This window comes from Nocardioides sp. S5-5 (assembly GCF_054954065.1).
In genome coordinates, this window is record NZ_CP199913.1 from 4,143,068 (window position 1) to 4,167,897 (window position 24,830).

A 24,830-nucleotide genomic window follows, 5' to 3' on the forward strand; every position below is an offset into this window, starting at 1 on the left:
CCCCGGGTCAGCCCTCGTCCAGCACGGCGAGGGCGGCGCCGTACCCCTCGGGCACGACGACGTCGCGCACCGTCCACGCCCCGAGGCTCCGGCTCGGGGCGCCGTCCGTGCCGAGATAGTCGAGGTGGGGGTCGCGGCCCAGCCCGATGCCGATGCCCTTGAGGTAGGCCTCGGTACGCGCCCAGGCCCGGGTGAACCGCACCGTGGCCCGGCCGCCGTCGAGCGTGCCGTGGGCGGCGGCCTCGATCTCCTCGAGCTCGCGCGGGTGGAGCAGCTTCGCGAGCGCCACCGGGTCGTCGGGGTGCCGCTCGACGTCGACGCCGACGGCGACGTCGGCCACCGCGACCAGGACCTGGCCCGGGGTGTGGCTCAGCGAGAACTCCACGCCGGATCCCTCGGCCCGCGGCCGGCCGTGGGGCTCGCCGCACCCGGGACAGGCGTGCCGGCCCCACACCACCTTCTCCGGCGGGGTGTCGGACACCGCCCCGACCACCAGGCGCGCGGCCGCGTGGGCGATCTCGTAGGCGCGGCGCAGCTCGGCCCGCACGTACGACGACGCCTGCCGCCGCTCTCCCTCGTCGAGCCAATCGCGAGCGACCTCGAGCTCCTGGTCGCCCAGGGTCTCGGTCGGTATCCGCCAGACCGCGACGTCCCCCGCGCCCCGGCTCACCGGGGTGTTGAGGAGGGAGTCGAGCACGTCCGGGGTCACCGGCTCGGCCTGCTGGTCCGGAACGGCCTTCGCCACGTTGCGAGTCATCGCCTCCGAGGCTAACAAGCCGGTGTGAGCCGGCTCACGGCGGCTTGTCGCCATCCTGGACGGTCCGTGGGTCTACGTGCGCTGTGCCTTCGCGATCGTCTCCTCGACGATCGAGTTCAGCCGGGCACCCTGCGGCCAGCCGGCGTAGTGGCTGAGGAAGACCACGATCTCGCGCAGCGCGTCCTCGTCGAGATCGCCGGCGGCGTGGGCCGCGGGGATCTGGATGCCGAGGACGTCGGCCGCGCCCTGGCCGGCGAGCATGCCGATGAGCAGCAGCCGCCGGTCGCGGTCGGTGAGGCCGGGCCGCGCCCAGATGTCGGCGAAGAGGTGGTCGGCGGTGTAGCGGAAGAAGTCGCCGGTGCCGTCGGTCATGTCGAAGCCGTAGACCTGCTCCATCTTGCGCAGACCCATGGCCCGCTGCTCCGGCAGGTCGTCGAACTTGTCGCTCACCGCAGGATCTCCCGCAGGTCGAGTACGACGCTGCCGTGCTCGCCGATCACGACCTCGGCCACCGGGTCGCGATCGTCGAGGTGGGCCTCGGTCTCCCAGGCGCCGTCGACGTTGCGCAGGGCCTCGATGGTGCGCAGCTCGGGGTCGACGATCCAGTACCGCTCGACCCCGCCCTCGGCGTACTCCATCGGCTTGTGGATCGTGTCCTCGCCCCGCGTGGCCGGCGAGAGCACCTCGGCGACGAGGAGCGGCATCGTGGTCCGGAAGACCTCGTCGGTGCGGCTCGCCGCCATCATGACGTCGGGACCGCGCAGCCGGTTGCGGGGCAGCCGGAGGCCGACCTCGCTGCCGACCTCGAGATCGGGGAAGGCCGCCACGAGCAGCGCACCGAGACGAATGACGGCAGACCCATGGGGCTGGGCTACCGGCGGCATCACCAGTACCTCGCCGTCGACCCACTCCGTGCGCGGCCACGCGGGGAGTCGCTCGTACTCCTCCCAGGACATGCGCAGTCGCTGCACGGCGTCGACCGGCACTTCGAGCACGACAGCTCCTGACGAACGTGGGGACACATCGACCTCCCTCTCATTGTGACCCGCGATCCGGGACGAGGAAAGGCTCACCGATTCCTCCGCTCGCCGCCCGTGTCCTCCACAGGCAGGCCGAGCCCGGGCCCGAGACGGGGCAGCGCCTCCCTCGCCAGGGGCACGTCGACCCCGAGCTCGTCCGCGAGGGCGATCGCGAAGCCCAGGTCCTTGCCCCCCAGCGCGGCGACGTGGGAGAAGACGCCGTGCCAGAAGTCGTCCTGGGCGATCGGCGCGGTGGTGTCGCGGTACATGATCGCGCCGGGGCCGCCGGTGATCGCGTCGGTGTGCCGCACGACGTCGCCGAGCGCGACCAGGTCGAGACCGGCGGCCTCGGCGAGGCGCTGGGCCTCGGTGACCGCGGTGAACGCGACGAAGTGGATCAGGTTGCGGGCCAGCTTCATCCGCGTGCCGGAGCCGAGCGGGCCGGCGTGGACGACCTTGCCGCCCATCACCTCGAGGGCCGGTAGGGCCGCCGCGAAGGCATCCTCCGGCCCGCCGACCATGATCGCCAAGGAACCCTCGGCCGCGCCCATCGGGCCGCCGCTGACCGGGGCGTCCAACACCCGGCGCCCGCGCGCCGCGAGCTCCCCGGGCGTCGAGGGTGCGACCGTCGAGTGGACGACGAGCACGGCGCCGGGCGGCAGCTCAGCCGCCACCGACCGGACCTGGTCGTCGTCGCGCACCATCACGCACACCACGTCGGCGTCGATCTCCGCGACCGAGCCGACGGCCGTGGCGCCCGCGGCGACCAGCTCGGCGACGGCCTCGGGCGCGACGTCGTACACCTGGAGGGCGATGTCCGCGCTGGCGGCGAGCCGGAGCGCCATCGGCCTGCCGATGTTGCCGAGGCCGACGAAGCCCACCCGCACGTGGTCCCCCATCAGAGCCGGAAGGTCTGGCCGCCGTCGACCGCCAGCACCTGGCCGGTCACCCACGAGGCATCGTCGGAGAGCAGGTAGAGCAGCGCGCCGACCATGTCGTCGACGCTGCCCATCCGCTTGATCGCCAGTGAGTTCTTGACGATGTCGTGCGCCGCGGCGCCGGCCTGGGTGCGGGTCGCCTCGGTGTCGGTCGGGCCCGGGGCGATCGCATTCACGCGGATCCGCTGGCCGCCCAGCTCGTGGGCGAGCTGCTGGGTGAGGCTGTTGATCCCGGCCTTGGCGAGCCCGTAGAAGCCGGAGTAGAGGTACGCCGCCGTGCTGGACTGGTTGACGATCGCGCCCCCGCCGCGCCTGGCGATCTCGGGGTACACCGCGCGGGTCATGACGAGCGCGCCGTCGAGGTTCACGGCCATGAACCGCCGGTAGTAGTCCCAGTCCACGCTGATCAGCAGGTTGAACTCCATCGCCCCGTAGATCGCGGCGTTGTTGACCAGGTGGTCGATCCCACCGAGCTCCTCGACGGTCCGACGTACCAGCGCCTCGGCCGAGTCCGCGGAGGACACGTCGCAGGGCACGAAGATCGCGCGGCCGCCGTCGGCCTCGATCTGCCCCGCGACCTGCTCCCCCGCCTCGGCATTGAGGTCGGCCACCACGACCGCCGCACCCTCCTTCCCCAGCGCCCTCGCATACGCCTCGCCGATGCCCTGCGCCGCGCCGGTCACGACGACGACCTTGTTCTCGAACCTCACGATCACTCCTGTCACTCCGGTGTGCGGGAATCACCGCTTCAGCGGCGATCCCTGCACTTACTGGCCGTTGCAATGGTCAAGAAGCGCGGGAATCACCGCTTCAGCGGTGATTCCCGCAGCCCCCTCACGCCGGCTCCGCAATCGTCTTGGTCTCCAGGTACTCCTCGAACCCGGCAACCCCCATCTCCCGCCCGACACCGGACTGCTTGTACCCCCCGAACGGCGCGTCCGGGCTGAACCACACACCCCCGTTGACGGCGAGCGTGCCGGTGCGGATCCGGGCAGCGACGGCGCGAGCCCGTTCCAGCGACGCGGAGTCGACGGAGCCGGAGAGCCCGTACGCCGAGTCGTTGGCGATCCGGACCGCGTCGTCGTCGCCGTCGTGCGCGATGACGACGAGCACCGGGCCGAAGATCTCCTCCTGCGCGAGCCGCGAGGAGTTGTCGAGGCCGGCCACGACCGTCGGCGCGACCCAGTAGCCGGGCTGGTCGATGATCGACCCGCCCGTCGCGAAGCGCCCGCCCTCCTCCAGCGCGACCGAGAAGTACGCCGCCACCCGGTCCCGCTGCACCGCCGAGATCACCGGGCCGCAGATCCCGCCCGGGTCCTGGGGATCACGAGCGCCGATCGACTCCATGGTCGATGCCGCGACGGCGACCGCCTCGTCGTAGCGGTCCCGGGGGACGATCAGCCGGGTGGTGATGGCGCAGCCCTGGCCGGCGTGGATGCACGCCGCGAAGGCGGTGCCGCCGGCGACGGCCGCGATGTCGGCGTCGTCGAGGGCGATCGCCGCGGACTTGCCGCCGAGCTCGAGGAAGACCTTCTTCAGCGTGGGCGCGGCCGCGGCCATGATCGCGCGCCCGACCCCGGTCGAGCCGGTGAAGGAGACCATGTCGATCCGCGGGTCGGTCGACAGCACGGAGGCGACCTCGTTGGAGCGCGGCGTGACCACGTTGAGGACGCCGGGCGGGATGTCGGTGTGCTCGGCGACCAGCCGACCCAGCTCGGCCGCCAGCCACGGGGTGTCGGGTGCGGGCTTGAGCACCACGGTGCAGCCGGCGGCCAGCGCCGGGCCGACCTTGGCGAGGTTGATCTGGGTCGGCACGTTCCACGGCGTGATCGCGGCGACGACGCCGACCGGCTCGCGCAGCACGGTACGACGGGAGGGGATGCCCATCGGCGCGGCGACTCCCAGGTCCGTCTCGAACGCATAGGTCTCGAGCAGGTCGGTGACCCACCGCAGCCCGTCCACCGGTACGTCGAAGCCGGCCGCGCCCATCATGAAGCCGGGCATCCCGACCTCGGCGGTGGTCAGCGCCCGGAAGGCGTCCGCGTTCTCCAGCAGGGCGGCGTGCAGCTGGCGCAGGCACCGGACCCGCAGTCCGACATCGGTCGACCACGACGACTCGTCGAAGGCCCGCCGGGCCGCGGCGATCGCGGCGTCGACGTCGGCCGCGGTGCCGTCCGGGGCGACGCCGATCTCGGAACCCGAAGCGGGGTTGAGGATCGGGTAGGTCTCCCCCGAGGAGGCGGCGACCAGCTTGCCGTCGATCAGCTGCTGGGCCGGCGGCGGCAACGCGGTCATCGGGCGGGCTCCTGGGTGACGTACTGCCCGGCCTCGACCGGCGGCGGCCACAGCGTCGACGGCAGATCGGCGTAGTGGTAGTGGCCCGGCACCCCGTGCCCGGTCACCTCGAGCCGCTTCATCAGGGTGTCGGGCGCCTTGCCGGACTTGAGGATCTCCAGGAACGTGTGGCCGGTCGAAGGCAGGTCGAACCAGTCGCGCTGCCAGTCGATCTTGATCCGGCCGGCGTCGGCACCCTCGGTGACCCGCTTGAGCCCGAACCACGAGCCGCCGATCCCGAGGATCTCGAACTCCTTGCCGGTGGCGTCGTCGACGATGCCGGCCCGCTGCTTCCAGAACCCCAGCACCATCGACTTCTGCTCGTCGATCATCGTGCAGACGTAGTCGTAGTGCCAGCCGTCCAGGCCGTCCATCTCGATGCCGATCGCCCAGTCCCGGATCTGGTCGCGGCCGACGGCCATGAAGTGCTCGTCGGGGTGGTACATCCAGCCGTAGGTCGCGTCCTCGGCGTACCACTCGGCCATCGGGCGCCAGTCGCCCGCCTGCTCCACCTCGCGGTTGATCTGCAGCCAGGTCGCCCAGAACTCCTCGATCTCGACTCGGCTCAGGGGCGCGGTCAGGTCACTCATCGGTCCTCCTCGACGGACAGGGCGAAGGCGGGGCAGTACTTCACGGCGGTGGCGACGTCGGTACGCCGCTCCTCGGCCGGGTTCGCGTCGAGCACGACGACCACGTCGGCGGCCTCGTCGAACCCGAAGACGTCGGGCGCCTCGCCCTGACACAGCTGGTGCCCCTGACACAGGCCGGTGTCGGCGACGACCCTCATCGGGCCCGCCGGCGGTAGCGGACCCGGGCAGGCTGGGCGAGCTGGATGACCATCTTGGTGACGTCGTCGCGGTAGGAGTCCAGCTCCTGCACCGGCTCGAAGGTGAAGTCGCGCAGGATCACCGAGAAGATCGCCTTCATCTGCATCATCGCGAACGCGTTGCCGACGCAGCGGTGCTTGCCGGCGCCGAACGGGATCCAGGTCCAGCGGTTCTGTAGGTCCTCCTGGCGCGGGTCCAGGTACCTCCCGGGATCGAAGGCGTGGGCTGAAGGGAAGTCCTCCTCGATCCGGTTGGAGACCCGCGGCGAGGCGGCGAGCACGGTGCCGGCCGGGATGGTGTGGCCGAGCAGCTCGAAGTCCTCCCGCACCAGCCGCATCAAGATGACCAGCGGCGGATGCAGCCGCAGGGTCTCCTTGAGCGCCGCCTCCAGCACCGGGATCGAGCGCAGCGCCTGGAACGAGACCTCGGATCCGTCGGCGTAGAGCGCATCCAGCTCCTCGACCACGGACGCCATCACGCCGGGATGGCGGAGCAGCTCGATCATCGCCCAGGAGGCCGTGCCGGACGACGTGTGGTGACCGGCGAACATCATCGAGATGAAGATGCCGGTGACCATGTCGGCGTCGTACCCGACGGCGATGAGGACGTCGAGCAGATCCCGGTCCTCACGCGGGATCTCGCCCTGCGCGATCCGCGCGGCGATGATCGCCTGCACCTTCGTGACCAGCTCCTCGCGGGCCTGGTCGCGGATCCGGAAGCTCTCGACGTCGGCATACGGGTCGACGTACGCGATCGCGTCGGTGCCGTGCTCCAGCCGGTGGTAGATCTCCGCGAACGAGCCGTCGAGCTGGTCGCGGAAGGGCTTGCCGATCAGGCACGAGGAGGTAGTGTAGATGGTCAGCTCGGCGAAGAAGTCGAGCAGGTCGATCTCGCCCTCCTCGCCCCAGCCGGCCACCATCCGGCGGATCTCGGCCTCGATGGTCCGCGCGTGCCCGCGCATCATGTCGCCGCGCAGCGCCTGGTTCTTCAGCATCTGCTGGCGCTCCTCGGGCGAGGCGTCGAAGACCACGCCCTTGCCGAAGATCGGCGTCATGAACGGGTACGCCGCCGCCTGGTCCAGCACGTCCTCGGGCGCCCGGAAGAACGCCTCGTTGGCCTCGGCGCCGGTGACCAGCACGACCTGCTTGTCGGCCAGCCGGAACCGGCCGAGGTCGCCACACTCCTCCCGCACCCGGTGGAACAGCGCGATCGGGTCGACCCGCATCTCGGGAAGGTGGCCGGTGCCCTTGATGATCGCGGGTACGTCGGCGCCCTGGTCGTCGAGGACCGTCGAGACCTCGGGGATGTCGGCGAGCGTCACTTCTCCTCCAGCGGAGCTTCGGGGTTCACGTCGACCGGGCTGAGATGCACACCGCGGGGCGCGCTGACGACGGTCGTGATGGCGTCCGCGATCGCGGACGCCTTGAGGAAGCGGGAGTGCCGGGCGTGGCCCCACTTGACCCACTCGGTGAGGACCTTCGCGCCGGCGTCGGCGTCCCAGTCCGAGCCCATCTCCGACCAGGTCGGGCCGGGCCGCACGATCGAGGCGCGGACACCGGATCCCTCGAGCTCCATCTGCAGCGCCTCGACCAGGCCCTCCAGGCCGGACTTGGTGGCGCTGTAGCCGCGCATGAACGGGCGGGCCCGCAGCGCGGTGTCGGAGGAGACGAAGACCAGGTCGCCGCGCTGCCGCTCGACCATTCCCGCACCGAAGGCGCGAATCAGTCGGTGCGCGCCGAGCACGTTGACGTCGAACTCCGCTGCGAGCTGCTCGGTCGTCGCGTCGACGATCGCCCCCGGAGCGAGCAGGCCGGCGTTGCTGATCACGACCTCGATCTCACCCAGAGCCGACCCGGCCGCGGCCGCGAACTCCTCGACCGACGCGGTCGAGGCCACGTCGAGCGGATGCACGAAGGCCTCACCGCCGGCTTCCCGGATTCCCGACGCCAGCTCCTCGAGCCGGTCGACCCGGCGGGCGCCGATCGCCACGGGGAAGCCGGCGGCCGCGAGCGCCCGAGCGGTCTCGGCGCCGATCCCGGAGGACGCGCCCGCGACGACCGCCGGCCGGCGGTCGGGATGAACCGGCCTGGGCATCAGGCGCTCCGCTCCACGAAGGTGACCGGCAGCGACGCGAAGCCCCGCACGCTGGTCGAATGCACCCGCACCGCCCGCTCGGCATGCACCTCGAAGTCGGCCACGCGTCGGACCAGCTCCTCCAGCACCACCCGCGCCTCCAACCGGGCCAGGTTGGCGCCGAGGCAGAAGTGCCGGCCGGTGCCGAAGCTCAGGATCTGCGCGAGCTCGGCCTTGTCACGGTGGATGTCGTAGCTCGCCGGGTCGGTGAACACCCGCTCGTCGCGGTTCGCGCTGCCGAGCAGGACCAGCGCCTTCGAGCCGCCGGGGATCCGCACCCCACCGACCTCGACGTCCTCGGTGACATAGCGCGCCAGCATCTGGCTGGACGTGTCGTGGCGCAGCGTCTCCTCGATCCACGCCGGCACCAGCGCGGGGTCGGCAAGCACCTGCTCCTTCTGCGCCGGGGTCGCAGAGAGGTGGAAGAGCGCGTTGCCGAGCAGCTTGGTCGTGGTCTCGTTGCCGGCCACCACCATGAGGAACAGGAAGGCCATGATCTCGCCGTCGGTGAGCCGGTCGCCGTCGAGCTCGGCCGCGACGAGGGCGGAGGTGAGGTCCCCGGTCGGCGTACGACGGCGCTGGGCGACCATCTCGCCGTAGTAGCCGAAGAGCGCGAAGGACGCCTCCATCCCGGCCTGAGGCACGTCACGCACGCCGTCCTCGCGATGCACGACGAGGTCGGCGAGACGGCGTACCTCGTCGCGGTCGGCCACCGGCACGCCCATCATCTCGGAGATGACGTCCATCGGGAGCAGGCCTGCGAAGTCCGCGATCCAGTCGGCCTCGCCGAAGTCGGCCTGGGCGGCGAGGGTCCGCGCCAGGTAGCGCTCGGTCAGCGCCTGCACCTGCGGCGTCAGCTCCCGGACCCGGCGCGGGGTGAACGCGGCCGAGACCAGCTTGCGGATACGCGACTGCTCGGCGCCGTCGAGGCCGAGGAAGCTCATCACCCGGTGCGCCTCGGGGTTCCACGCGGACGCGTCGAGCGAGACGCCCATCCGGTTCGAGAACACCTCGTCGTCGCGCAGCACGTCGAAGACGTCCTGGTGACGCGAGACCACCCAGATGTCGTCGGCCGGCGCGTGGAAGACGGGGGCCTCGTCACGCAGCCGCTGGTAGGTCGGGTACGGGTCCTCGTGGAAGGCGTAGTCGTAGGGGTCGAAGACGAGCGTGCTCACCGTCATGAGCTGCCTCGCAGGATCACCTCGACGGCGGCGACCAGCCGCTCGGCGATCTGGTCGTAGGTCATCAGGCCCATCCCGGCCTGGAGCAACGCGCCCGAGAAGGTCAGCACCAGCACCTCCAGCACGGCCGGGTCGGCCGGGTCGCCCAGCGCGGCCTCGAAGCGCGCGAGGAACTCACCGCCGATCTTGAGCCGCAGCCGCGCGACGTCGGGGTCGCTGCCGAGCAGTGCGGGCGTCACCGCCGCGGCCAGCTCGGGCTCCTCGACGATCCGCGCGGTGAGGGCGCGCATGGTGGCCTGGAGCCGCTCGGTCGCCGTACTCGCGGCGGTCCGGGCCGGCTCGGCCGAGGTCAGGTGGCGCCAGAAGAGCTCGGCGAAGAGGTGGTTCTTGGAGGCGAGGTAGGTGTACGCCGTCGCCGGCGAGACTCCCGCCCGCTGGGCGACCGTGCGGACCGTCAGCGCCTCGTGGCCGACCGCCCGCAGCTCCTCGAGCCCGGCGGCGAGCAGCCTCTCCACCGTCTCGGCCTGCCGGGGGTTCAACCCCTGGCGCGGCATCTCGAACACCTGACTGGACACCTGTCCAACATAGGAGACGGTCTCGCCGCCCGCAAGACATTTCCTAGAACTCGTTCTACTTTGTGGGGATGCGCAACGGGATCGTCCTCTTCACCTCCGACCGCGGCATCACGCCGGCCCGACTGGCCCAGGCGGCCGAGGAGCGGGGCTTCGACACCATCTACGTGCCGGAGCACACCCACATCCCGGTCCGCCGAGACGCCCTTCACCCGACCGGCGGCGAGGAGCTGCCCGACGACCGCTACCTGCGCACCCTCGACCCGTGGGTCTCGCTGGCCACCTGCGCGGCCGTCACCACCCGGATCCGCCTGTCGACCGCGGTCGCCCTGCCGGTCGAGTCCGACCCGATCACCCTCGCCAAGACCCTCGCCACCCTCGACCACCTCTCCGGCGGCCGGGTCACCATCGGCGCCGGCTTCGGCTGGAACACCGACGAGCTCACCGACCACCACGTCCCGGCAGCGAAGCGCCGCACCGTTCTGGCCGAGTACCTCGGCGCGATGCGGGCGCTGTGGACCGAGGAGGAGGCGTCGTACGACGGCGAGTTCGTCAGCTTCGGCCCGAGCTGGGCGTACCCGAAGCCCCCGCAGGGCCGGATCCCGGTCGTCATCGGCGCCGGCGCCGGTCCCCAGACGATGAAGTGGATCGCCACCCATGCCGACGGCTGGATGACCACGCCCACCTCGACCGACGTCGCGGCGAGCGCCGAGCTGCTGCGCAAGGAGTGGGCCGAGGCCGGTCGCGAGGGCGAGCCCGACGTGCGGGTGCTGGTCGCGAAGCGGCCGAGCGAGGAGGACGTCGCCGACTGGACGGCCGCCGGCGCCTCCGAGCTGATCTGGGGCGTGCCCGACTCCGACGAGTCCGCCGTGCTCACCTACCTCGACAAGATGGCGGCCCGCCTCGGGCTCTCGGCGTGAGCCACTACGCCGGCCTCTCGCGAGAGGAGCTCGCCGTCCTCGTCCCCGAGCTGCTGTTGATGGGCCAGCTCATCGACCGCTCGGGGATGGCCTGGTGCATCGCGGCGTTCGGGCGCGAGGAGATGCTGCAGATCGCGATCGAGGAGTGGGCCGCCGCATCGCCGATCTACACGCGGCGGATGCAGGACGCGCTCGGCTACGCGCCCGCCGTGCCGGGCCGGGGTGACGTCGTCACCATCTTCAAGGGGCTGCAGCTCGACATCGGCGCTCCCCCGCAGTTCATGGACTTCCGTTACACGGTGCATGACCCGTGGCACGGCGAGTTCCGGCTCGACCACTGCGGCGCGCTGGTCGACGTGGAGCCGATGGGTGAGGACTACGTGCGGGGCATGTGCCACGACATCGAGGACCCGACCTTCGACGCCACCGCGATCGCGACCAACCCGCGCGCCCAGGTCCGCCCGATCCACCGCCCGCCCCGGGTGCCCGCCGACCGCCACCCGCACTGCGCGTGGACGGTGACCATCGATCCGTCGTACGCCGAGCCGGAGCCGGTGCCCGCGCTCGCGGTCAACGAGCGCTCCCGGGCGGCCACCTTGGCCCTGGCCCCGATCGACCCGGCCGACGAGGGCGCGTCCGACTACGCCGGACCGCTGCTCTCGGACGTCGACTTCGCCGCCTTCTCCCACTCCGCCCTGGTCCGGATCGCCGACGAGGTCTGCCTGCAGATGCACCTGCTCGACCGCGCCTTCGCGCTCGCCGTCGCCGAGCGGGTCGAGACCGACGACGAGCTGGTCCGGCTGCGCCGCAAGCAGCTGGTCGGCATCGCCGGCCTCGGCGCCGAGCGCCTCGCCCGCGCCCTCGACCTGCCCCGCGACCCCACCGGCGCCCTCCGCACCCTCGGTCTGCACCCGCTGCTCAACCCTGCCGCCTACGTCACGGCCGCCGTCGGACCCGCCGGGATCACCGTCACCCCCGGACCCGCCGACGAGGACGCCGCCTGGATCTCGCTGTGCGGCCCGGGCTGGCCCGAGGCGCTGCGCGCCATCGCCGGCGCGGTGGCGCCCCACCTCGACGCTCGGGTCACCGATGCGCCGAACGGCGGTTGGCGGGTCGAGGTCGTCGCCGGCGCGGAGCGACCCGAGGCCGAGGAGGTCGCGGTCACCCGGTTCAGCACCGGCGCGTCGTTCGTGTTCGAGCCGCGCCGATCGATCCCGATCACGCCGGTGTGACGGGTCGGCCCAGCCGCGCGAGGAACTCCGTCGAGCGCTCCAGGACGCCGCGAGGTGCGTACACGGGGTGCGGGACGGCCGAGGAACGTCCGGAGACGGCCACTCGTGGCGGCCCCCCGACCCCAACCCCTCGGGAGAAGTTGCAAGGTCGGCAACCGTAGGCACTCCCACCTCTGTGTCCCTACGATCACGCCATGACTGCCTCGGGTGCGGCCGCGGACGACGCGAGCCTGGTCGCGGGTGTCCTCGCAGGAGACCGGCATGCCTTCGCCGGGGTCTACGAGCGCTACGCCGACCGGCTGCACGACTTCGCCTACTCGATGCTGCGCAACCGCGAGGAGGCCGCGGACTGCGTGGCGGACTCGTTCGTCGTCATGGCGGAGAAGGTCGGGCAGCTGCGGGACCCGTCGCGGCTGCGGCCGTGGCTGTACTCCGTGGTCCGCAACGAGTGCCTGCGCACGCTGCGCGGCCGGGCCCGCGAGGCCCACGACGACGAGTGGCTGGAAGCGATGCCTGACCTCGGCGGCGGCCCCGAGCAGCAGGTCACCGACGCCGCGGTCCAGGACGAGCTGCGCGAACTGGTGTGGGCGGCGATCGAGGGCCTGGGCGACCGTGACCGCGCCCTCCTCGACCTGCACCTGCGTCAGGGGTTGGAGGGCGCCGAACTCGCGGCGGCGATGGAGGTGACGCCGCAGAGCTCCTACGTCATGCTCAGCCGCGCCCGCGACCAGGTCGAGCGCGCCCTCGGCGCGCTCCTCGTCGCGCGCCGCGGCAGCGAGCTGTGCGGTGAGCTGTCGGGCATCCTCGGCGACTGGGACGGCCGGTTCTCGCCGCTGATCCGCAAGCGGGTCGCCCGCCACATCGACGGCTGCGAGACCTGCGAGACCCGCCGCAGGCTGATGGTCAGCCCGCTCGCGCTGCTCGCCGGCGTCCCCGCGTTCGCCGCACCCGCCGCGCTGAGGGACCGGGTGCTCGGCGACGAGCGGCTGGTCGCCTACTACGTCGACGACCCCGTCCTGCCGGGAGCCGGATCCGGCAGCGATACGGCGAGGCGCGGTCTGCTCGTCGTCAGCCTGATCGTGCTGCTGCTGGCTCTCGGTGGTGCCGCCGGCCTCGCGTGGTGGCCCGACGACGAGGAGGCGGCGGTGGCGACCGACCCGGCGACGAGCAGCGCGACGCCCAGCACCCCTGCGACCGAGTCGCCGGTCACGGGCCCGACGACAGCCGTACCCGTCGAGCCGTCGCCCACCCCGACCACGACCACGCCCGCCGAGCCGAGCAGCGCCACCACCGACGCCACCGTGGCCGCACCGGGTGAGCTGCGCGTCTCGACCCGCACCCTCCGGCTGGGCGCGAGGACCAAGGGCTCGGTGCGGCTGAGCAATGCCGGCGGCACCCCGCTCGCCTACTCCGTGCAGCCGCGCGTGGCCTGGCTGACGGTGTCCCGGGCCGAGGGATCACTCGATCCCGGCGCGGGCGACGGCCTGACCGTCACGGTCGACCGGTCCACCCTCGGCGAGGGCAGCAGCACCGGCACCGTCGCCGTGTCCTGGTCGGGCGGCACCGTGCTGGTGTCGGTCCAGGTCTCCGTCGACGAGCCGCCGGTGATCGGCCCGATCCAGGTCGGCGGCCCCGCCGACTGCACCGGCCGCACGCTCACCACGACGGTCACCGACACGACCCTGCAGTCGGTCCGGGTGGCCTGGAACGGCCCGAGCGGCAACGGTCAGCAGGCGATGACCGCCTCCGGGGGCGGCTGGATCGCCACCATCGGGCCGTTCCCGATCGGCGGCACCGTCACCGCGACGGTCACCGCCGTCGACCGGGCCGGACACACCACGACCCGCTCGACCAGCTTCGACGTCGACCCCTGCCCCGGCTGACCCAGGACCAGGACCCGGGGGTCAGCGGCGCTCGAACACGATCCCCGCCCGCTGCAGCCGCGTGAGCAGCGCATCGCCCATCGCGGTGGCGGTGGTGACCTGGCCGGCGATATTGGGGTTGTCGTCGAGCGCCAGGCACAGCGCCGACTCGGCCAGCATCTTCGCGGTCTCGGTGTAGCCCGGGTCGCCGCCGGAGACCCGGGTGCGGACCTGGTGCCCGTCGGTCTCGGCCACGAAGTCGACGGTGAACCACGACCTCTCCCGCCGGCTCGCCGACGGTCCCTCGCCCTGCGGGACCCGCTTGAGCAGGGCGTTGCGCAGCGGCGGCACCTGGGCGGCGAGGGTCAGGCCGGTGGCGCCGGCAGCGCCGCCGGCTGCGTACCGCAGAGTCTTGGTGCCGGCGAAGTGGGAGTAGCTGAACGCCGGCCCGTACGACGCCAGGTGGGCGCCGCTGCGGGCGACGACGAACGGGTCGATGGTGGGCAGCGGCAACAGCCAGTACCCGAGGTCGTGGTCGCGTCGCGGCCGCCCCGCCACCGCCCGCGAGCGGCGCCCCTCGGGACGCGGCTCCAGCCGGCGCCGCGCGGTCGCGGCCTCCTTCATCTGCCGGGGCCGGGAGAACGCGGTCAGCGCGGAGTGGAAGGTGCCGCCGGAGAAGCCGGCGCCGGCCCGCACCACGCCGCGCATGGTGACCGGCTCGGTGATCGCGCCGCCGAGTTCCTCGGCCAGCTGTTTGATCGCGAAGTAGGCGCCGAGGTCGTGCGGGACCGAGTCGAAGCCGCAGGAATGCACCAGCCGCGCGCCGGAGCCCTCGGCGGCGGCATTGTGCTCGACATAGGTCCGGTCGACGAACTCCGGCTCGCCGGTCAGGTCGACGTAGTCGGTGCCGGCGTTCGCGCACGCGGCGACCAGCGGCCCGCCGTACTGGACATAGGGACCGACCGTCGTCGCGACCACCTTGGTCGTGGCGACCACCTCGGCGAGCGCGTCGACGTCCGCGGCGTCGGCGACGAGCAGCGGCAGGTCGGCGAGCGTCGCGTCGATGGTCGTGAGGTGGTCGCGGACCCCCTCCAGCTTGCGCTCGTTGCGGCCGGCCAGCGCCCAGCGCAGCCCGGCGGGGGCGTGCTCGGCGAGGTAGTCGGCGGTGAGTCCCCCGGTGAAGCCGGTGGCTCCGAACAGGACGACGTCGTACGGGCGCGCGCTGTCTGCCATGCCCCCACTCTTCCATCGTCCCCTCCTGTGGTCGAGGAGGTTGCGCGACGATCGTCTCGAGCCCCGATGGAACCTCCCGGCCGCCGGGGCCCGGCGTACCGTGTACCCCATGTGCCGCAACATCCGCCCGCTCAACAACTTCGAGCCCCCGGCCACGCGGGACGAGGTGAGCGCGGCGGCGCTGCAGTTCGTCCGCAAGGTCAGCGGGACGACGAAGCCCAGCCAGGCCAACCAGGCGGCCTTCGACCAGGCGGTCGCGGAGATCGCCCACATCACCCAGCATCTCCTCGACGACCTGGTCACCACGGCGCCGCCGAAGAACCGGGAGGTCGAGGCCGAGAAGGCGCGCGAGCGGGCGCGGCTGCGCTACGGCTGAGCGGCGCCCCCTCGGCCCGCTGCGTACCCTGGACCGGTGACCCTCGTCGGCCAACGCGACCCCGCGCTCGATCGGTGCGCGGCCGGCCCACTGGTGGTCCTGACGGGCGCCGGGCTGTCCACCGACTCGGGCATCCCCGACTACCGCGGTCCCGGCGCGCCGGCACGGCTGCCGATGACCTACCAGGAGTTCGTGTCCGGGCCCGCGGCCCAGCAGCGCTACTGGGCGCGCAGCCACCTCGGCTGGTCCCGGATGCGGCGCGCCGAGCCCAACGCCGGACACCGCGCCGTCGCCGCGCTCGGCGCGGACCTGGTGATCACCCAGAACGTCGACGGCCTGCACGAGGCTGCCGGCACCCCGGCCCTGGTGGCCCTGCACGGCCGGATCGCCGACGTGGTCTGCCTCCGCTGCCGCCGTACGACGCCCCGGGCCGCGCTCCAGCGACGACTCGAGGACGCCAACCCCGGCTGGGCCGCCCGGCATGCCGCCGTGGCGGTCCGCCCCGACGGCGACGTCGACCTCGAGGAGACCACCGGCTTCGTGGTGCCGGCCTGCGCCGACTGCGGCGGCGCGCTGAAGCCGGACGTCGTGTTCTTCGGCGAGAACGTCCCCAAGCCGCGCGTCGAGCGCTGCTACGCCGCGGTCGAGGCGCTTGCCGACCCTGCCGGCACGCTGCTCGTGGCGGGCTCGAGCCTGACCGTGATGAGCGGACTGCGGTTCGTCCGCCGGGCCGCCCAGCGCGGCATCGACGTCGTCATCGTCAACCGCGGCGCCACCCGCGGCGACGCCCTGGCGTCGTACAAGGTCGAGGCGGGGACCAGCACCTGGCTCCCCGAGCTGGTCGCCGCACGGGGCGCGCGGAAGGTGTCATAGCGCCAGCCTGGACGAGAGAACCGGTGTTTCGCGGCTCAGAGCTTCTTGACGAAGATGTGGTCGGCTGCCTCGGGGAAGATCTCGGCCGTCTCACCGCCGGACCCGACGAGCACGCCGTCGGCGGTCGCCTGGATGGTGATCGTCTTGTCCGGCAGCGCGCCGACCCGGCGCATCGCGCTCATCAGCGCGTCGTCCTTCTGCATCTCCTCGGAGATGCGGCGGACCACGGCGCGCGCGGACTCGGGCCCGGCCGCCTTGGACAGCGGCTCGACGTCGGTCATGAAGCTCTCGCCGACGGCGTCCTGGCCGAGCTCGCCCAGGCCCGGGATGGGGTTGCCGTACGGCGACTCGGTGGGCTGGCCGAGCAGCTCGATGAGGCGGCGCTCCACGGTCTCCGACATGACGTGCTCCCAGCGGCACGCCTCCTCGTGGACCAGCTCCCAGTCGAGGCCGATCACGTCGGTGAGCAGGCGCTCGGCGAGGCGGTGCTTGCGCATCACGCGGGTGGCGAGGCGGTGGCCCTCCTCGGTGAGCTCGAGGTGGCGGTCGCCCTCGACGGTCAACAGCCCGTCGCGCTCCATCCGCGCCACCGTCTGCGACACCGTCGGCCCGCTCTGGTGCAGGCGCTCGGCGATGCGCGCCCGCAGGGGCACGATGCCCTCCTCCATCAGCTCGTAGATCGTGCGGAGGTACATCTCGGTGGTGTCGATGAGATCGCTCACCCCCCTATTCTGACCCATTAAGAGAAAGGCCGCACACCAGCGGCCTGCAATGCTGGGCGGGTGAGCATGCTGCCGCCCCTGATCGTCCCCCACCGCTTCAACGGCCCGCCGCGCTCGGGCAACGGCGGCTGGACCTGTGGCGCCCTCGCCGCCACCCTGCCCGCGCAGGGCATCGGCACTGCCGTGACCGTCACGCTGCGGCTGCCTCCGCCGCTCGACATGCCGATGCCGGTGCTCGCGACCGCGGCCGGCGCGACCCTCACCCACGACGGCCGGGCGGTCGCCGAGGCGGTCTACGCCGAGGCCCGGCCGGTCCCCGTCGCGCCGGTGTCGGCGCTGGTCGCCGCCGAGGCGGAGACGCGCTACCCGGGCCACCACGGGCACCCGTTCGCCACCTGCTTCACCTGCGGGACCGAGCGCCGGGTCGGCGACGGGCTGCGGATCTTCGCCGGTCGGGTGGCTCCGGGCGACGCCGACGACGTCCGGGTGGCGGCCACCTGGACGCCGTACGAGAGCGCGGTGCCGATCGCCTGGGCCGCCCTCGACTGCCCGGGCGGCTGGGCCAGCGACCTCCAGGCGCGGCCGTCGGTGCTGGGCCGGATGACCGCCGAGGTGCGCAGCGTGCCACGCACCTCGGAGCGGTACGTCGTCGTCGGCGAGCTGCGCCGCCTCGACGGCCGCAAGACCCTCACCGCCGCGACCGTCTACGGCCCCGACGACGAGGTGGTCGCCACCGCCGAGCACATCTGGCTCACCGTCGACCCGGAGACCTTCCGGTGAGCGGCCCACACCCGTGGTGGCACGACGCCGTCGTCTACCAGGTCTACGTCCGCAGCTTCGCCGACGACCTTCCGGCGGGCGAGGGCGACGGGATCGGCGACCTGCCCGGGATCACCTCGCGGCTGCCCTACCTGCGCGACCTCGGCGTCGACGCCCTGTGGATCACGCCGTTCTACACCTCGCCCCAGAAGGACCACGGCTACGACGTCGCCGACTACACCGACGTCGACCCGCTGTTCGGCACGCTCGCCGACGTCGACCGGCTGCTGGAGACCGCTCACGGCCTGGGCCTGCGGGTGATCGTCGACCTGGTCCCCAACCACACCTCCGACCAGCACGCCTGGTTCCGGGCCGCCCTCGCCGCGGCGCCCGGGTCGCCGGAACGGGCCCGCTACCTGTTCCGCCCCGGCCGCGGGAAGGACGGCGCCGAGCCGCCGAACAACTGGGACTCGATCTTCGGCGGCCCGGCGTGGACCCGGGTGCCCGACGGCGAGTGGTACCTCCACCTGTTCGACACCTCGCAGCCCGACCTCGACTGGCGCAACCCCGAGGTCGGCGACATTTTCGAGGGAGTGCTGCGGTTCTGGCTCGACCGCGGGGTCGACGGGTTCCGGGTCGACGTCGCCCACGGGCTCTACAAGGAGGCCACCCTGCGCGACCAGAAGCGCCCGAGAAGACCGAAGAAGGTGGCCGAGTCGATGGTCGAGCGGGTCCGGGCCGACGAGCCGATGTGGGACCAGCCGGAGGTCCACGAGGTCTACCGCCGCTGGCGCCGGGTGCTCGACTCCTACCCCGGCGACCGGATGGCCGTCGCCGAGGCCTGGACCCAGAGCGCCGCATCCATGGCGATGTTCATCCGCCCCGACGAGCTCCACCAGGCGTTCAACTTCGGCTGGCTCGGCACCCCGTGGTCCGCCGAGGCGTTCGCCGAGGTCGTCACCGACTCCATCGCCGCCGTCGCCACGGCCGCCGCCGCACCCACCTGGGTGCTGTCCAACCACGACGTCGAGCGCCACCCCACGCGGTACGGCGGCGGCCCGACCGGGCTCGCCCGGGGCCGTGCCGCGACGCTGGCCATGCTCGCGCTGCCCGGCTCGGCGTACCTCTACCAGGGCGAGGAGCTCGGCCTCGAGCAGGTCGACGTGCCGCCCGAGGCGCGCCAGGACCCGTCCTGGTTCCGTACCGGCCAGCCCGGTCGCGACGGCTGCCGGGTGCCGCTGCCGTGGTCGGGCGACGCGCCGCCGTACGGCTTCGGCGGTCCCGACGGCGTCCAGCCGTGGATCCCGCAGCCGGCCGGCTGGTCGACGCTGACCGTGGCGGCCCAAGAGGCCGACCCGGACTCGACCCTGGCCTTCTACCGCCGGGCGCTGGCCGCGCGGCGCGAGGTCTTCGCCGGTGCCGACGAGGAGACGGTCGCGAGCGTCGACGACGACGTGCTCGTCGTGTGCCGGGCGGGGGTGCGGGTCGTCCTCAACGCCGGGACCTACCCGGCCCCGCTGCCCGAGGGCGAGGTGCTGATCGCCAGCGGCCCGCTGCCCGGCGGCACCCTGCCTCCCGACACCGCGGCCTGGATCCGCTAGGCCAGGGGTCAGCGGTCCGCCGGGATCCCGAGGGCGTCGTTGTAGCGCCGCAGGGAGACCGCGAACTCCTGGAGCTCGGCGACGTTCCAGTCTCCGAGCCGCTCGGCGAGCTGCTCGCGCCGTTCCTCGGCGACCGCCTCGAGGCGGCGTACGCCCTCCTCGCTGACGCTGAGCAGGGTCGCCCGTCCGTCCTCCGGGTCGGGGGCCCGGTCGACGAGGCCGAGATCGATCAGGTGCTGCACCTGGCGGCTGATCGCGCCCTTGTCGATGTCGAACACCGCGCACATCGCCGAGGCCCGCAGCGGTCCGTTCTCCCGCACGTAGCTCAGCATCAGGTACGACGCCGGCAGCAGCTCCGGATGCACCGCCCGCGCGCGCTCGCCGATCACCCGGCGGACCCGCCGGATGAGTACGCCGACCTCGGCCTCGAGGTCCTTGAGCGCGTCGGCGCGGGTGAGCGTGGCGGTCATCGCCGCTCGCCCTCCCGGACACCGCCCTCGACGTCGTACGCCGGGTAGTCGACCGGCTCGCCGGCCGCCACCAGGGCGGCCTCGACCTCGGCCTCGGCGACCGTCGGGGCGTTGGAGGTGCGCAGCGGGACCTCCTTGATGAACAGGATGCACAAGAAGGCGACCACGGCGAACGGAGCCGCGACCAGGAACAGGTGCCCGACGGCGTCGCCGAACGAGGCCTCGTAGAGCGAGCGGATCGGAGCCGGGAGGTCGGCCAGCTTGGGGATGTCGCCGGTGGAGTGCTGCATCGCGGCGAGCTGCTCCTGGCTGATCTTGCCGGCCTGGACCAGGGCGCCGATGCCGTCCCGGACACCGCCGGTGACCTGGTGGGCGAGGACGGCGCCGAGCGCCGCGACGCCGGCGGAGCCACCGATCGAGCGGAACATCGAGACGACCGAGCTCGCCGCGCCGAGGTCCTCGACGCGGACGTTGTTCTGCACCGACAGCACCAGGTTCTGCATGGTCGCGCCGAGGCCGATGCCGACCAGCGCCATGTAGCCGCCGATCACCCACAGCGAGGTGGTGACGTCGATGGTGCCGAGCAGCCCGATGCCGGCGATGACGAACAGCATGCCGCCGACCAGCCACCGCTTCCACAGGCCCGTCTTCGTGATGATCCGGCCGCTGACGATGCTCGACACGAGCAGGCCGCCGACCATGCACACCGACATCAGGCCGGCTTCCGTGGGGCTCATGCCGCGGGCGAGCTGGAAGTACTGGCTCAGGTAGACGGTCGCGCCGAACATCGCGACGCCGATCATCACCGAGGCGGCGGTGGCCAGCGCGGTGGTGCGGTCGCGGAACAGCCGCAGCGGGATCACGGGCTCGCTGGCGACCTTGGCCTCGACCCACAGGGCGCCGCCGATGAGGGCCAGGCTGCCGACGACGAGCGCGGCCGACGTAGCGGAGATCCACTCGAAGTTGGTGCCGGCGAGGCTGACCCAGACCAGGATCAGGCTGATGCCGGCCATGATCAAGGTGGCGCCGGCGTAGTCGATCTTCACCTCGCGCTTGATGGTCGGCAGGTGCAGCGTCTTCTGCAGCACGACGAAGGCGATCGCGGCGATCGGGATGCCGACGATGAAGCAGCCGCGCCAGCCCATCGGGCTGTCCACGATCAGGCCGCCGAGCAGCGGGCCGCTGACGGTCGCCGTCGCGAAGACGGCGCCGATGTAGCCGCTGTAGCGTCCCCGCTCGCGCGGGGAGACCATCGAGGCGATGACGACCTGGACCAGAGCGGTCAGGCCGCCGACACCGAGGCCCTGGAACGCACGGGCGCCGATCAGCACCCCCATGTTGGGCGCCACCGCGGCGACGACCGAGCCGGCCGAGAAGATCACCAGGCCGAGCTGCACCAGCAGCTTCTTGCTGAACAGGTCGGCGAGCTTGCCCCAGATCGGGGTGGTCGCCGTCATCGTCAGGAGGGTCGCGACCACGACCCACGTGTAGCCGGTCTGGCTGCCGTGGAGGTCGGTCACGATCGCGGGGAGGGCGTTGCTCACCACGGTGCTGGAGAGCATGGCCACGAACATCGCGAGCAGCAGCCCGGTCAGGGCCTCCATGATCTCGCGGTGGGTCATCTGGCCCGGTTCGGCGGTAGCCGACGGAGCGTTGGTCATCGAGTCGTCATCTCTTCTCGTCATCACCCAAATGGTTGTCGTGGATCAACTATATGCCCGGATGGTTGACGCCGGCAACTTTCTGTGACGCGGGAGACACTCCAGCGGCCGAGAACGCAGCGACCCGCAGGTGCGGTCTCGGACCGAGCCGGGGGACGATCCCGGTTTCACCTGCGGGTCGGGTGGCTGCGTTGGTTTCGCGCGCAGCCCGTCGGAACTGCTTGGGCTGCTAGCGGGCAGCCACCTCACGCGTCCTGGAAGAACTCATTCTTCGGACCACCTCCTTTCCCGTGTGCGACAACGGTAGGTCGCCGATCCGGCGCGCACAACGGGATTTTGTGGCGGGGACCGGTGGACTCGCGCACCCGCAGCTGCGTGGGTACGACGACCGCCGTGCCCGACGCGGAGGGCGGGCGGAGCAGCAGCTCGATGGCGCAGGCGCCGGCGTCCTCGGCTACACCTTCGCCTTCGTCGCGATCGTCGACATGACCGCGATCGCGGGTGTCGTGGCGGGCGGCGGCCTGGGCTCCTTCGCCCAGCGCTTCGGCTTCCGCCAGTTCGACGACGTCGTGATGTGGGCCTCGATCCTGGTGCTGGTCGCCTTCGTGATGGTCATCCAGCTCGGCGGGAGCCTGCTGGCCCGCAAGGTGCTGCGCCGCTGAGCGCATGGCGGGCCGGTCGGGCGGGTACACGCCCGGGCATGGCCCGCCCGCTGATCGTCGCCGCCGCCCTGCTGCTCGCCCTCACCGGCTGCTCGTCCGACGACAGCGGCCCCGAGAGCACGCCCACCCGCTCGGCCGGCACCACCGCCACGCCGACACCCACCGCCGCACCGACCACCCCCGTGCCGAGCACCGCCCTCCCCGTCCTGGTCATCCGACCCGCCTCGATCGGCGACGCCCAGGTCGGCATGAACCGCGACGAGTGGTCGGCCACCGGGCTGTTCGCCGACGGCGCCGCGATCTGCGAGGGCGAGCTGATCCACTGGCGCGACGACCCCGACGGCACGGGGCTGCGGGTGCTCACCGACGAGGACGCGACGATCACCCAGCTGTGGGTGACCGCGCCCGGTCCGGTCACCGCGACCGGCGACCTCCAGGTCGGCTCGACGTACGGCGAGCTGAAGGCCGCCTTCCCGACGCTCACCGAGCCCGTCGACGACGGCTTCGACCAGTCGTCGGTGTACCCACCGGGCGAGGAGGACGGGCTCCCCTACTTCGGGTTCCTGCTCGACGCGCCCGCCGACCAGGTCGCCGACGACACCCCGATCGCCGCCATCGCGGTCACCGGCGGGGAGCCCGCCTCCTTCCAGTACGACTGCTGAGGTTCCCGGCGTAACGTCATTCGTTCCGTGGGCGATCGCCCACGGAACGAATGACGTTACGCCGGGAAATGCCTCACACGGCGGCCGCCGCGAACTGTGCCGCGTGCAGCCGCGCGAACGCCCCGTCGCGCTCGAGCAGCTCGGCGTGCGAGCCCTGCTCGACGATCCGGCCGTGCTCCATCACCAAGATCAGGTCGGCGTCGCGGATGGTCGAGAGGCGGTGCGCGATGACGAACGACGTCCGGTCGGTGCGCAGCGCGGCCATCGCCTGCTGCAGCAGCAGCTCCGTGCGGGTGTCGACCGACGAGGTGGCCTCGTCGAGGATGAGCAGCGCCGGCTGGGCCAGGAACGCCCGGGCGATGGTGATCAGCTGCCGCTCGCCGGCCGACAGGTTCGAGCCCTCGTCGTCGACCTTGGTGTCGTAGCCCTCGGGCAGGGAGTGGACGAACCGGTCGACGTACGTCGCCCGCGCGGCCGCGCGGATCTCCTCCTCCGTCGCGTCCGGGCGGCCGTACGCGATGTTGTCGCGGATCGTCCCCTCGAACAGCCAGGTGTCCTGGAGGACCATGCCGATCCGGCTGCGCAGCTCGGCGCGGTCCATCGCGGCGATGTCGCGGCCGTCGAGCAGGATCTGGCCACGCCTGAGCTCGTAGAACCTCATGATCAGGTTGACCAGCGTGGTCTTGCCGGCGCCGGTGGGGCCGACGATCGCGACCATCTGGCCGGGGTGCGCGACCAGGGAGAGGTCCTCGATCAACGGCTCCTCGGGGTCGTACGAGAAGGAGACGTGCTCGAAGCGCACCTCGCCGCGGGTCGTGGTGTCCCGCTCGGGCGACGCCGAGAGCGACGACGGCGCGACCTCCTCGTCGGCGTCGAGCAGCTCGAAGACCCGCTCGGCCGAGGCGACGCCGGACTGCAGCAGGTTGGCCATCGACGCGATCTGGGTGATCGGCTGGGTGAACATCCGGGAGTACTGGATGAACGCCTGCACCTCGCCGAGGCTCAGCGCGCCCGAGGTGACCCGCAGGCCGCCCACGACGGCGATCACGACGTAGTTGAGGTTGCCGACCAGCATCATCAGCGGCATCACCAGGCCGCTGATGAACTGCGCGCGGTACGACGACTGGTAGAGCTCCTCGTTGGCGGCGTCGAACTCGTCCTCGACGGCCTGCCGACGACCGAAGACGGTGACCAGCGCGTGCCCGGAGATGGACTCCTCCACCTGGGCGTTGAGCCGGCCGGTCTGGCGCCACTGGTTGATGAACTGGCTCTGCGAGCGCTTCATGATCCGCCCGGTCACGAACATCGCGATCGGCACCGACACCAGCGCGATGACCGCCAGCAGCGGCGAGACCCAGAACATCGCGCCGAGCACGCCGACGACCATCAGCAGCGAGGTGAGCAGCTGGCTCATCGTCTGCTGGAGGTTCTGCGCGACGTTGTCGATGTCGTTGGTGACCCGGCTGAGCAGCTCGCCGCGCGGCTGCTTGTCGAAGTAGGCCAGCGGCAGCCGGTGGATCTTCTCCTCCACGTCGGTGCGCATCTGCTTGACGGTCGCCTGGACCACGTCGTTGACGAGGTAGCCCTGCAGCCAGCCGAGCACCTGGCCGCCGACGTAGACCAGCAGCGTGATCAGCAGCAGGTGACCGACCTTGTCGAAGTCGACGCCCTGGCCGGGAACGACGTCCTTGAGCCCGCGCAGGAAGTCGGCGAGGCCGCTGTTGCCGCTGGCCTCGGCCTGAGCGACGGCATCGGCCTTCGTGGTGCCCTCGGGCATCCGGGCGCCGATGAAGCCGTTGAACACGGCGTCGGTCGCCTTGCCGAGCAGGTAGGGGCCGACGACGACCGAGGCGACGCTGCCGATGCCGAGCAGCAGGACGGCGACCGCCTTGCCGCGCGCGGGGCGCAGCTGGGCGAGCAGCCGGCGCGCGGAGGTGCCGAAGTCGTCGGCCTTCTGGCCGACCATGCCGCCCATCGGGCCGCGGCCGGGGCCGCCCTGCTGGACGATCCGCTCGGTCTGCTTCATGGTGCCGGTC

At 72.2% G+C, this 24,830-nt stretch carries 25 protein-coding genes and 1 pseudogene; 9 read left to right on the top strand and 17 right to left on the bottom strand.

The genetic code is table 11. The annotated features are described in order from the left end of the window. Window positions 1-7: 7 nt before the first annotated feature. The 12 genes from ACUP6Y_RS20085 to ACUP6Y_RS20140 form a co-directional block, all read right to left on the bottom strand. A complete protein-coding gene (locus tag ACUP6Y_RS20085) occupies window positions 8-757 on the bottom strand; it encodes a 4'-phosphopantetheinyl transferase family protein (RefSeq protein ID WP_462552644.1) in 750 nt (249 codons plus the stop codon). A 72-nt stretch (window positions 758-829) separates the two neighbouring features. Next, window positions 830-1,207 (bottom strand): carboxymuconolactone decarboxylase family protein, encoded by a 378-nt coding sequence (locus tag ACUP6Y_RS20090; RefSeq protein WP_462552645.1) that lies wholly within the window; start codon window positions 1,205-1,207, stop codon window positions 830-832. After that, window positions 1,204-1,752: a Uma2 family endonuclease gene (locus ACUP6Y_RS20095; RefSeq protein WP_462552646.1), complete on the bottom strand. Its 549-nt coding sequence runs from the start codon at window positions 1,750-1,752 to the stop codon at window positions 1,204-1,206. Before ACUP6Y_RS20095 ends, ACUP6Y_RS20090 begins: the two co-directional genes overlap by 4 nt. Before the next feature lie 74 nt (window positions 1,753-1,826). Then, window positions 1,827-2,675, bottom strand: a complete 849-nt coding sequence (locus tag ACUP6Y_RS20100; protein WP_462552647.1) for an NAD(P)-dependent oxidoreductase — start codon at window positions 2,673-2,675, stop codon at window positions 1,827-1,829. Then, window positions 2,675-3,424, bottom strand: a complete 750-nt coding sequence (locus ACUP6Y_RS20105) for an SDR family oxidoreductase (RefSeq protein WP_462552648.1) — start codon at window positions 3,422-3,424, stop codon at window positions 2,675-2,677. Before ACUP6Y_RS20105 ends, ACUP6Y_RS20100 begins: the two co-directional genes overlap by 1 nt. Window positions 3,425-3,548: 124 nt before the next feature. After that, entirely contained in the window at window positions 3,549-5,009 is a 1,461-nt protein-coding gene (locus ACUP6Y_RS20110) for an aldehyde dehydrogenase (protein WP_462552649.1), read from the bottom strand. Then, window positions 5,006-5,638, bottom strand: coding sequence for a nuclear transport factor 2-like protein (locus ACUP6Y_RS20115; RefSeq protein WP_462552650.1), 633 nt, complete (start codon window positions 5,636-5,638; stop codon window positions 5,006-5,008). The genes ACUP6Y_RS20110 and ACUP6Y_RS20115 overlap by 4 nt, the downstream gene beginning before the upstream one ends. Next, the gene (locus ACUP6Y_RS20120; RefSeq protein ID WP_462552651.1) at window positions 5,635-5,835 is read right to left on the bottom strand and encodes a ferredoxin; all 201 of its coding nucleotides are present in this window, start codon (window positions 5,833-5,835) and stop codon (window positions 5,635-5,637) included. Before ACUP6Y_RS20120 ends, ACUP6Y_RS20115 begins: the two co-directional genes overlap by 4 nt. Beyond that, on the bottom strand, window positions 5,832-7,196 hold the full coding sequence (locus ACUP6Y_RS20125; RefSeq protein ID WP_462552653.1) for a cytochrome P450: 1,365 nt from the start codon (window positions 7,194-7,196) through the stop codon (window positions 5,832-5,834). The genes ACUP6Y_RS20120 and ACUP6Y_RS20125 overlap by 4 nt, the downstream gene beginning before the upstream one ends. Next, a complete protein-coding gene (locus tag ACUP6Y_RS20130) occupies window positions 7,193-7,969 on the bottom strand; it encodes an SDR family oxidoreductase (protein WP_462552654.1) in 777 nt (258 codons plus the stop codon). The genes ACUP6Y_RS20125 and ACUP6Y_RS20130 overlap by 4 nt, the downstream gene beginning before the upstream one ends. Next, window positions 7,969-9,189 (bottom strand): cytochrome P450, encoded by a 1,221-nt coding sequence (locus ACUP6Y_RS20135; protein ID WP_462552655.1) that lies wholly within the window; start codon window positions 9,187-9,189, stop codon window positions 7,969-7,971. The genes ACUP6Y_RS20130 and ACUP6Y_RS20135 overlap by 1 nt, the downstream gene beginning before the upstream one ends. Then, window positions 9,186-9,764: a TetR/AcrR family transcriptional regulator gene (locus ACUP6Y_RS20140; RefSeq protein WP_462552656.1), complete on the bottom strand. Its 579-nt coding sequence runs from the start codon at window positions 9,762-9,764 to the stop codon at window positions 9,186-9,188. The genes ACUP6Y_RS20135 and ACUP6Y_RS20140 overlap by 4 nt, the downstream gene beginning before the upstream one ends. Before the next feature lie 68 nt (window positions 9,765-9,832). On the opposite strand from ACUP6Y_RS20140, the gene ACUP6Y_RS20145 reads away from it, so the two are divergent. From ACUP6Y_RS20145 to ACUP6Y_RS20155, 3 genes are all read left to right on the top strand, one after another. Further along, window positions 9,833-10,681: an LLM class F420-dependent oxidoreductase gene (locus ACUP6Y_RS20145; RefSeq protein WP_462552657.1), complete on the top strand. Its 849-nt coding sequence runs from the start codon at window positions 9,833-9,835 to the stop codon at window positions 10,679-10,681. Next, entirely contained in the window at window positions 10,678-11,913 is a 1,236-nt protein-coding gene (locus tag ACUP6Y_RS20150; protein ID WP_462552658.1) for a hypothetical protein, read from the top strand. The genes ACUP6Y_RS20145 and ACUP6Y_RS20150 overlap by 4 nt, the downstream gene beginning before the upstream one ends. Window positions 11,914-12,107: 194 nt before the next feature. Then, a complete protein-coding gene (locus ACUP6Y_RS20155; RefSeq protein WP_462552659.1) occupies window positions 12,108-13,796 on the top strand; it encodes a sigma-70 family RNA polymerase sigma factor in 1,689 nt (562 codons plus the stop codon). A gap of 21 nt (window positions 13,797-13,817) precedes the next feature. On the opposite strand, the gene ACUP6Y_RS20160 is transcribed toward ACUP6Y_RS20155, so the two are convergent. Next, window positions 13,818-15,008, bottom strand: coding sequence for a saccharopine dehydrogenase family protein (locus ACUP6Y_RS20160; RefSeq protein WP_462552660.1), 1,191 nt, complete (start codon window positions 15,006-15,008; stop codon window positions 13,818-13,820). Window positions 15,009-15,117: 109 nt separating this feature from the next. On the opposite strand from ACUP6Y_RS20160, the gene ACUP6Y_RS20165 reads away from it, so the two are divergent. Both ACUP6Y_RS20165 and ACUP6Y_RS20170 read left to right on the top strand, forming a co-directional pair. Next, a complete protein-coding gene (locus ACUP6Y_RS20165) occupies window positions 15,118-15,384 on the top strand; it encodes a DUF2277 domain-containing protein (RefSeq protein WP_462552661.1) in 267 nt (88 codons plus the stop codon). Window positions 15,385-15,420: 36 nt separating this feature from the next. Further along, window positions 15,421-16,257, top strand: a complete 837-nt coding sequence (locus ACUP6Y_RS20170; RefSeq protein WP_462552662.1) for a Sir2 family NAD-dependent protein deacetylase — start codon at window positions 15,421-15,423, stop codon at window positions 16,255-16,257. A gap of 35 nt (window positions 16,258-16,292) precedes the next feature. Here ACUP6Y_RS20170 and ACUP6Y_RS20175 read toward each other — a convergent pair whose 3' ends face one another. Continuing rightward, window positions 16,293-16,979 (bottom strand): metal-dependent transcriptional regulator, encoded by a 687-nt coding sequence (locus ACUP6Y_RS20175; protein WP_462552663.1) that lies wholly within the window; start codon window positions 16,977-16,979, stop codon window positions 16,293-16,295. A gap of 60 nt (window positions 16,980-17,039) precedes the next feature. On the opposite strand from ACUP6Y_RS20175, the gene ACUP6Y_RS20180 reads away from it, so the two are divergent. Together ACUP6Y_RS20180 and ACUP6Y_RS20185 are read left to right on the top strand one after the other, a co-directional pair. After that, the gene (locus ACUP6Y_RS20180; protein ID WP_462552664.1) at window positions 17,040-17,759 is read left to right on the top strand and encodes a hypothetical protein; all 720 of its coding nucleotides are present in this window, start codon (window positions 17,040-17,042) and stop codon (window positions 17,757-17,759) included. After that, window positions 17,756-19,339 carry a glycoside hydrolase family 13 protein gene (locus ACUP6Y_RS20185; RefSeq protein WP_462552665.1) on the top strand — a complete coding sequence of 528 codons (1,584 nt, stop codon included), beginning with the start codon at window positions 17,756-17,758 and terminating at the stop codon, window positions 19,337-19,339. The genes ACUP6Y_RS20180 and ACUP6Y_RS20185 overlap by 4 nt, the downstream gene beginning before the upstream one ends. An 8-nt stretch (window positions 19,340-19,347) precedes the next feature. Here the strand turns inward: ACUP6Y_RS20185 and ACUP6Y_RS20190 are convergent, their stop codons facing one another. Next, on the bottom strand, window positions 19,348-19,809 hold the full coding sequence (locus tag ACUP6Y_RS20190; protein ID WP_462552666.1) for a MarR family winged helix-turn-helix transcriptional regulator: 462 nt from the start codon (window positions 19,807-19,809) through the stop codon (window positions 19,348-19,350). Then, complete coding sequence (locus ACUP6Y_RS20195; protein WP_462552667.1) at window positions 19,806-21,470, bottom strand: MDR family MFS transporter; 1,665 nt, start codon at window positions 21,468-21,470, stop codon at window positions 19,806-19,808. The genes ACUP6Y_RS20190 and ACUP6Y_RS20195 overlap by 4 nt, the downstream gene beginning before the upstream one ends. Before the next feature lie 443 nt (window positions 21,471-21,913). Here ACUP6Y_RS20195 and ACUP6Y_RS20200 point away from each other — a divergent pair. Continuing rightward, a pseudogene (locus ACUP6Y_RS20200) lies at window positions 21,914-22,132 on the top strand (ABC transporter permease); the annotation flags it as partial. 38 nt (window positions 22,133-22,170) lie between these two features. Beyond that, window positions 22,171-22,794 (top strand): hypothetical protein, encoded by a 624-nt coding sequence (locus tag ACUP6Y_RS20205; RefSeq protein ID WP_462552669.1) that lies wholly within the window; start codon window positions 22,171-22,173, stop codon window positions 22,792-22,794. A gap of 73 nt (window positions 22,795-22,867) precedes the next feature. Here ACUP6Y_RS20205 and ACUP6Y_RS20210 read toward each other — a convergent pair whose 3' ends face one another. Further along, window positions 22,868-24,820, bottom strand: a complete 1,953-nt coding sequence (locus ACUP6Y_RS20210; RefSeq protein ID WP_462556782.1) for an ABC transporter ATP-binding protein — start codon at window positions 24,818-24,820, stop codon at window positions 22,868-22,870. Between the last annotated feature and the right edge of the window lie 10 nt (window positions 24,821-24,830).

Bases quoted from the DNA above. Each gene is read 5' to 3' on its own strand.
- ACUP6Y_RS20110 (WP_462552649.1), bottom strand. From the start codon at position 5,009: ATGACCGCGTTGCCGCCGCCGGCCCAGCAGCTGATCGACGGCAAGCTG.
- ACUP6Y_RS20160 (WP_462552660.1), bottom strand. From the start codon at position 15,008: ATGGCAGACAGCGCGCGCCCGTACGACGTCGTCCTGTTCGGAGCCACC.
- ACUP6Y_RS20115 (WP_462552650.1), bottom strand. From the start codon at position 5,638: ATGAGTGACCTGACCGCGCCCCTGAGCCGAGTCGAGATCGAGGAGTTC.
- ACUP6Y_RS20085 (WP_462552644.1), bottom strand. From the start codon at position 757: ATGACTCGCAACGTGGCGAAGGCCGTTCCGGACCAGCAGGCCGAGCCG.
- ACUP6Y_RS20155 (WP_462552659.1), top strand. From the start codon at position 12,108: ATGACTGCCTCGGGTGCGGCCGCGGACGACGCGAGCCTGGTCGCGGGT.
- ACUP6Y_RS20190 (WP_462552666.1), bottom strand. From the start codon at position 19,809: ATGACCGCCACGCTCACCCGCGCCGACGCGCTCAAGGACCTCGAGGCC.
- ACUP6Y_RS20195 (WP_462552667.1), bottom strand. From the start codon at position 21,470: ATGACCAACGCTCCGTCGGCTACCGCCGAACCGGGCCAGATGACCCAC.
- ACUP6Y_RS20130 (WP_462552654.1), bottom strand. From the start codon at position 7,969: ATGCCCAGGCCGGTTCATCCCGACCGCCGGCCGGCGGTCGTCGCGGGC.
- ACUP6Y_RS20100 (WP_462552647.1), bottom strand. From the start codon at position 2,675: ATGGGGGACCACGTGCGGGTGGGCTTCGTCGGCCTCGGCAACATCGGC.
- ACUP6Y_RS20205 (WP_462552669.1), top strand. From the start codon at position 22,171: ATGGCCCGCCCGCTGATCGTCGCCGCCGCCCTGCTGCTCGCCCTCACC.
- ACUP6Y_RS20120 (WP_462552651.1), bottom strand. From the start codon at position 5,835: ATGAGGGTCGTCGCCGACACCGGCCTGTGTCAGGGGCACCAGCTGTGT.
- ACUP6Y_RS20145 (WP_462552657.1), top strand. From the start codon at position 9,833: ATGCGCAACGGGATCGTCCTCTTCACCTCCGACCGCGGCATCACGCCG.
- ACUP6Y_RS20135 (WP_462552655.1), bottom strand. From the start codon at position 9,189: ATGACGGTGAGCACGCTCGTCTTCGACCCCTACGACTACGCCTTCCAC.
- ACUP6Y_RS20165 (WP_462552661.1), top strand. From the start codon at position 15,118: ATGTGCCGCAACATCCGCCCGCTCAACAACTTCGAGCCCCCGGCCACG.
- ACUP6Y_RS20210 (WP_462556782.1), bottom strand. From the start codon at position 24,820: ATGAAGCAGACCGAGCGGATCGTCCAGCAGGGCGGCCCCGGCCGCGGC.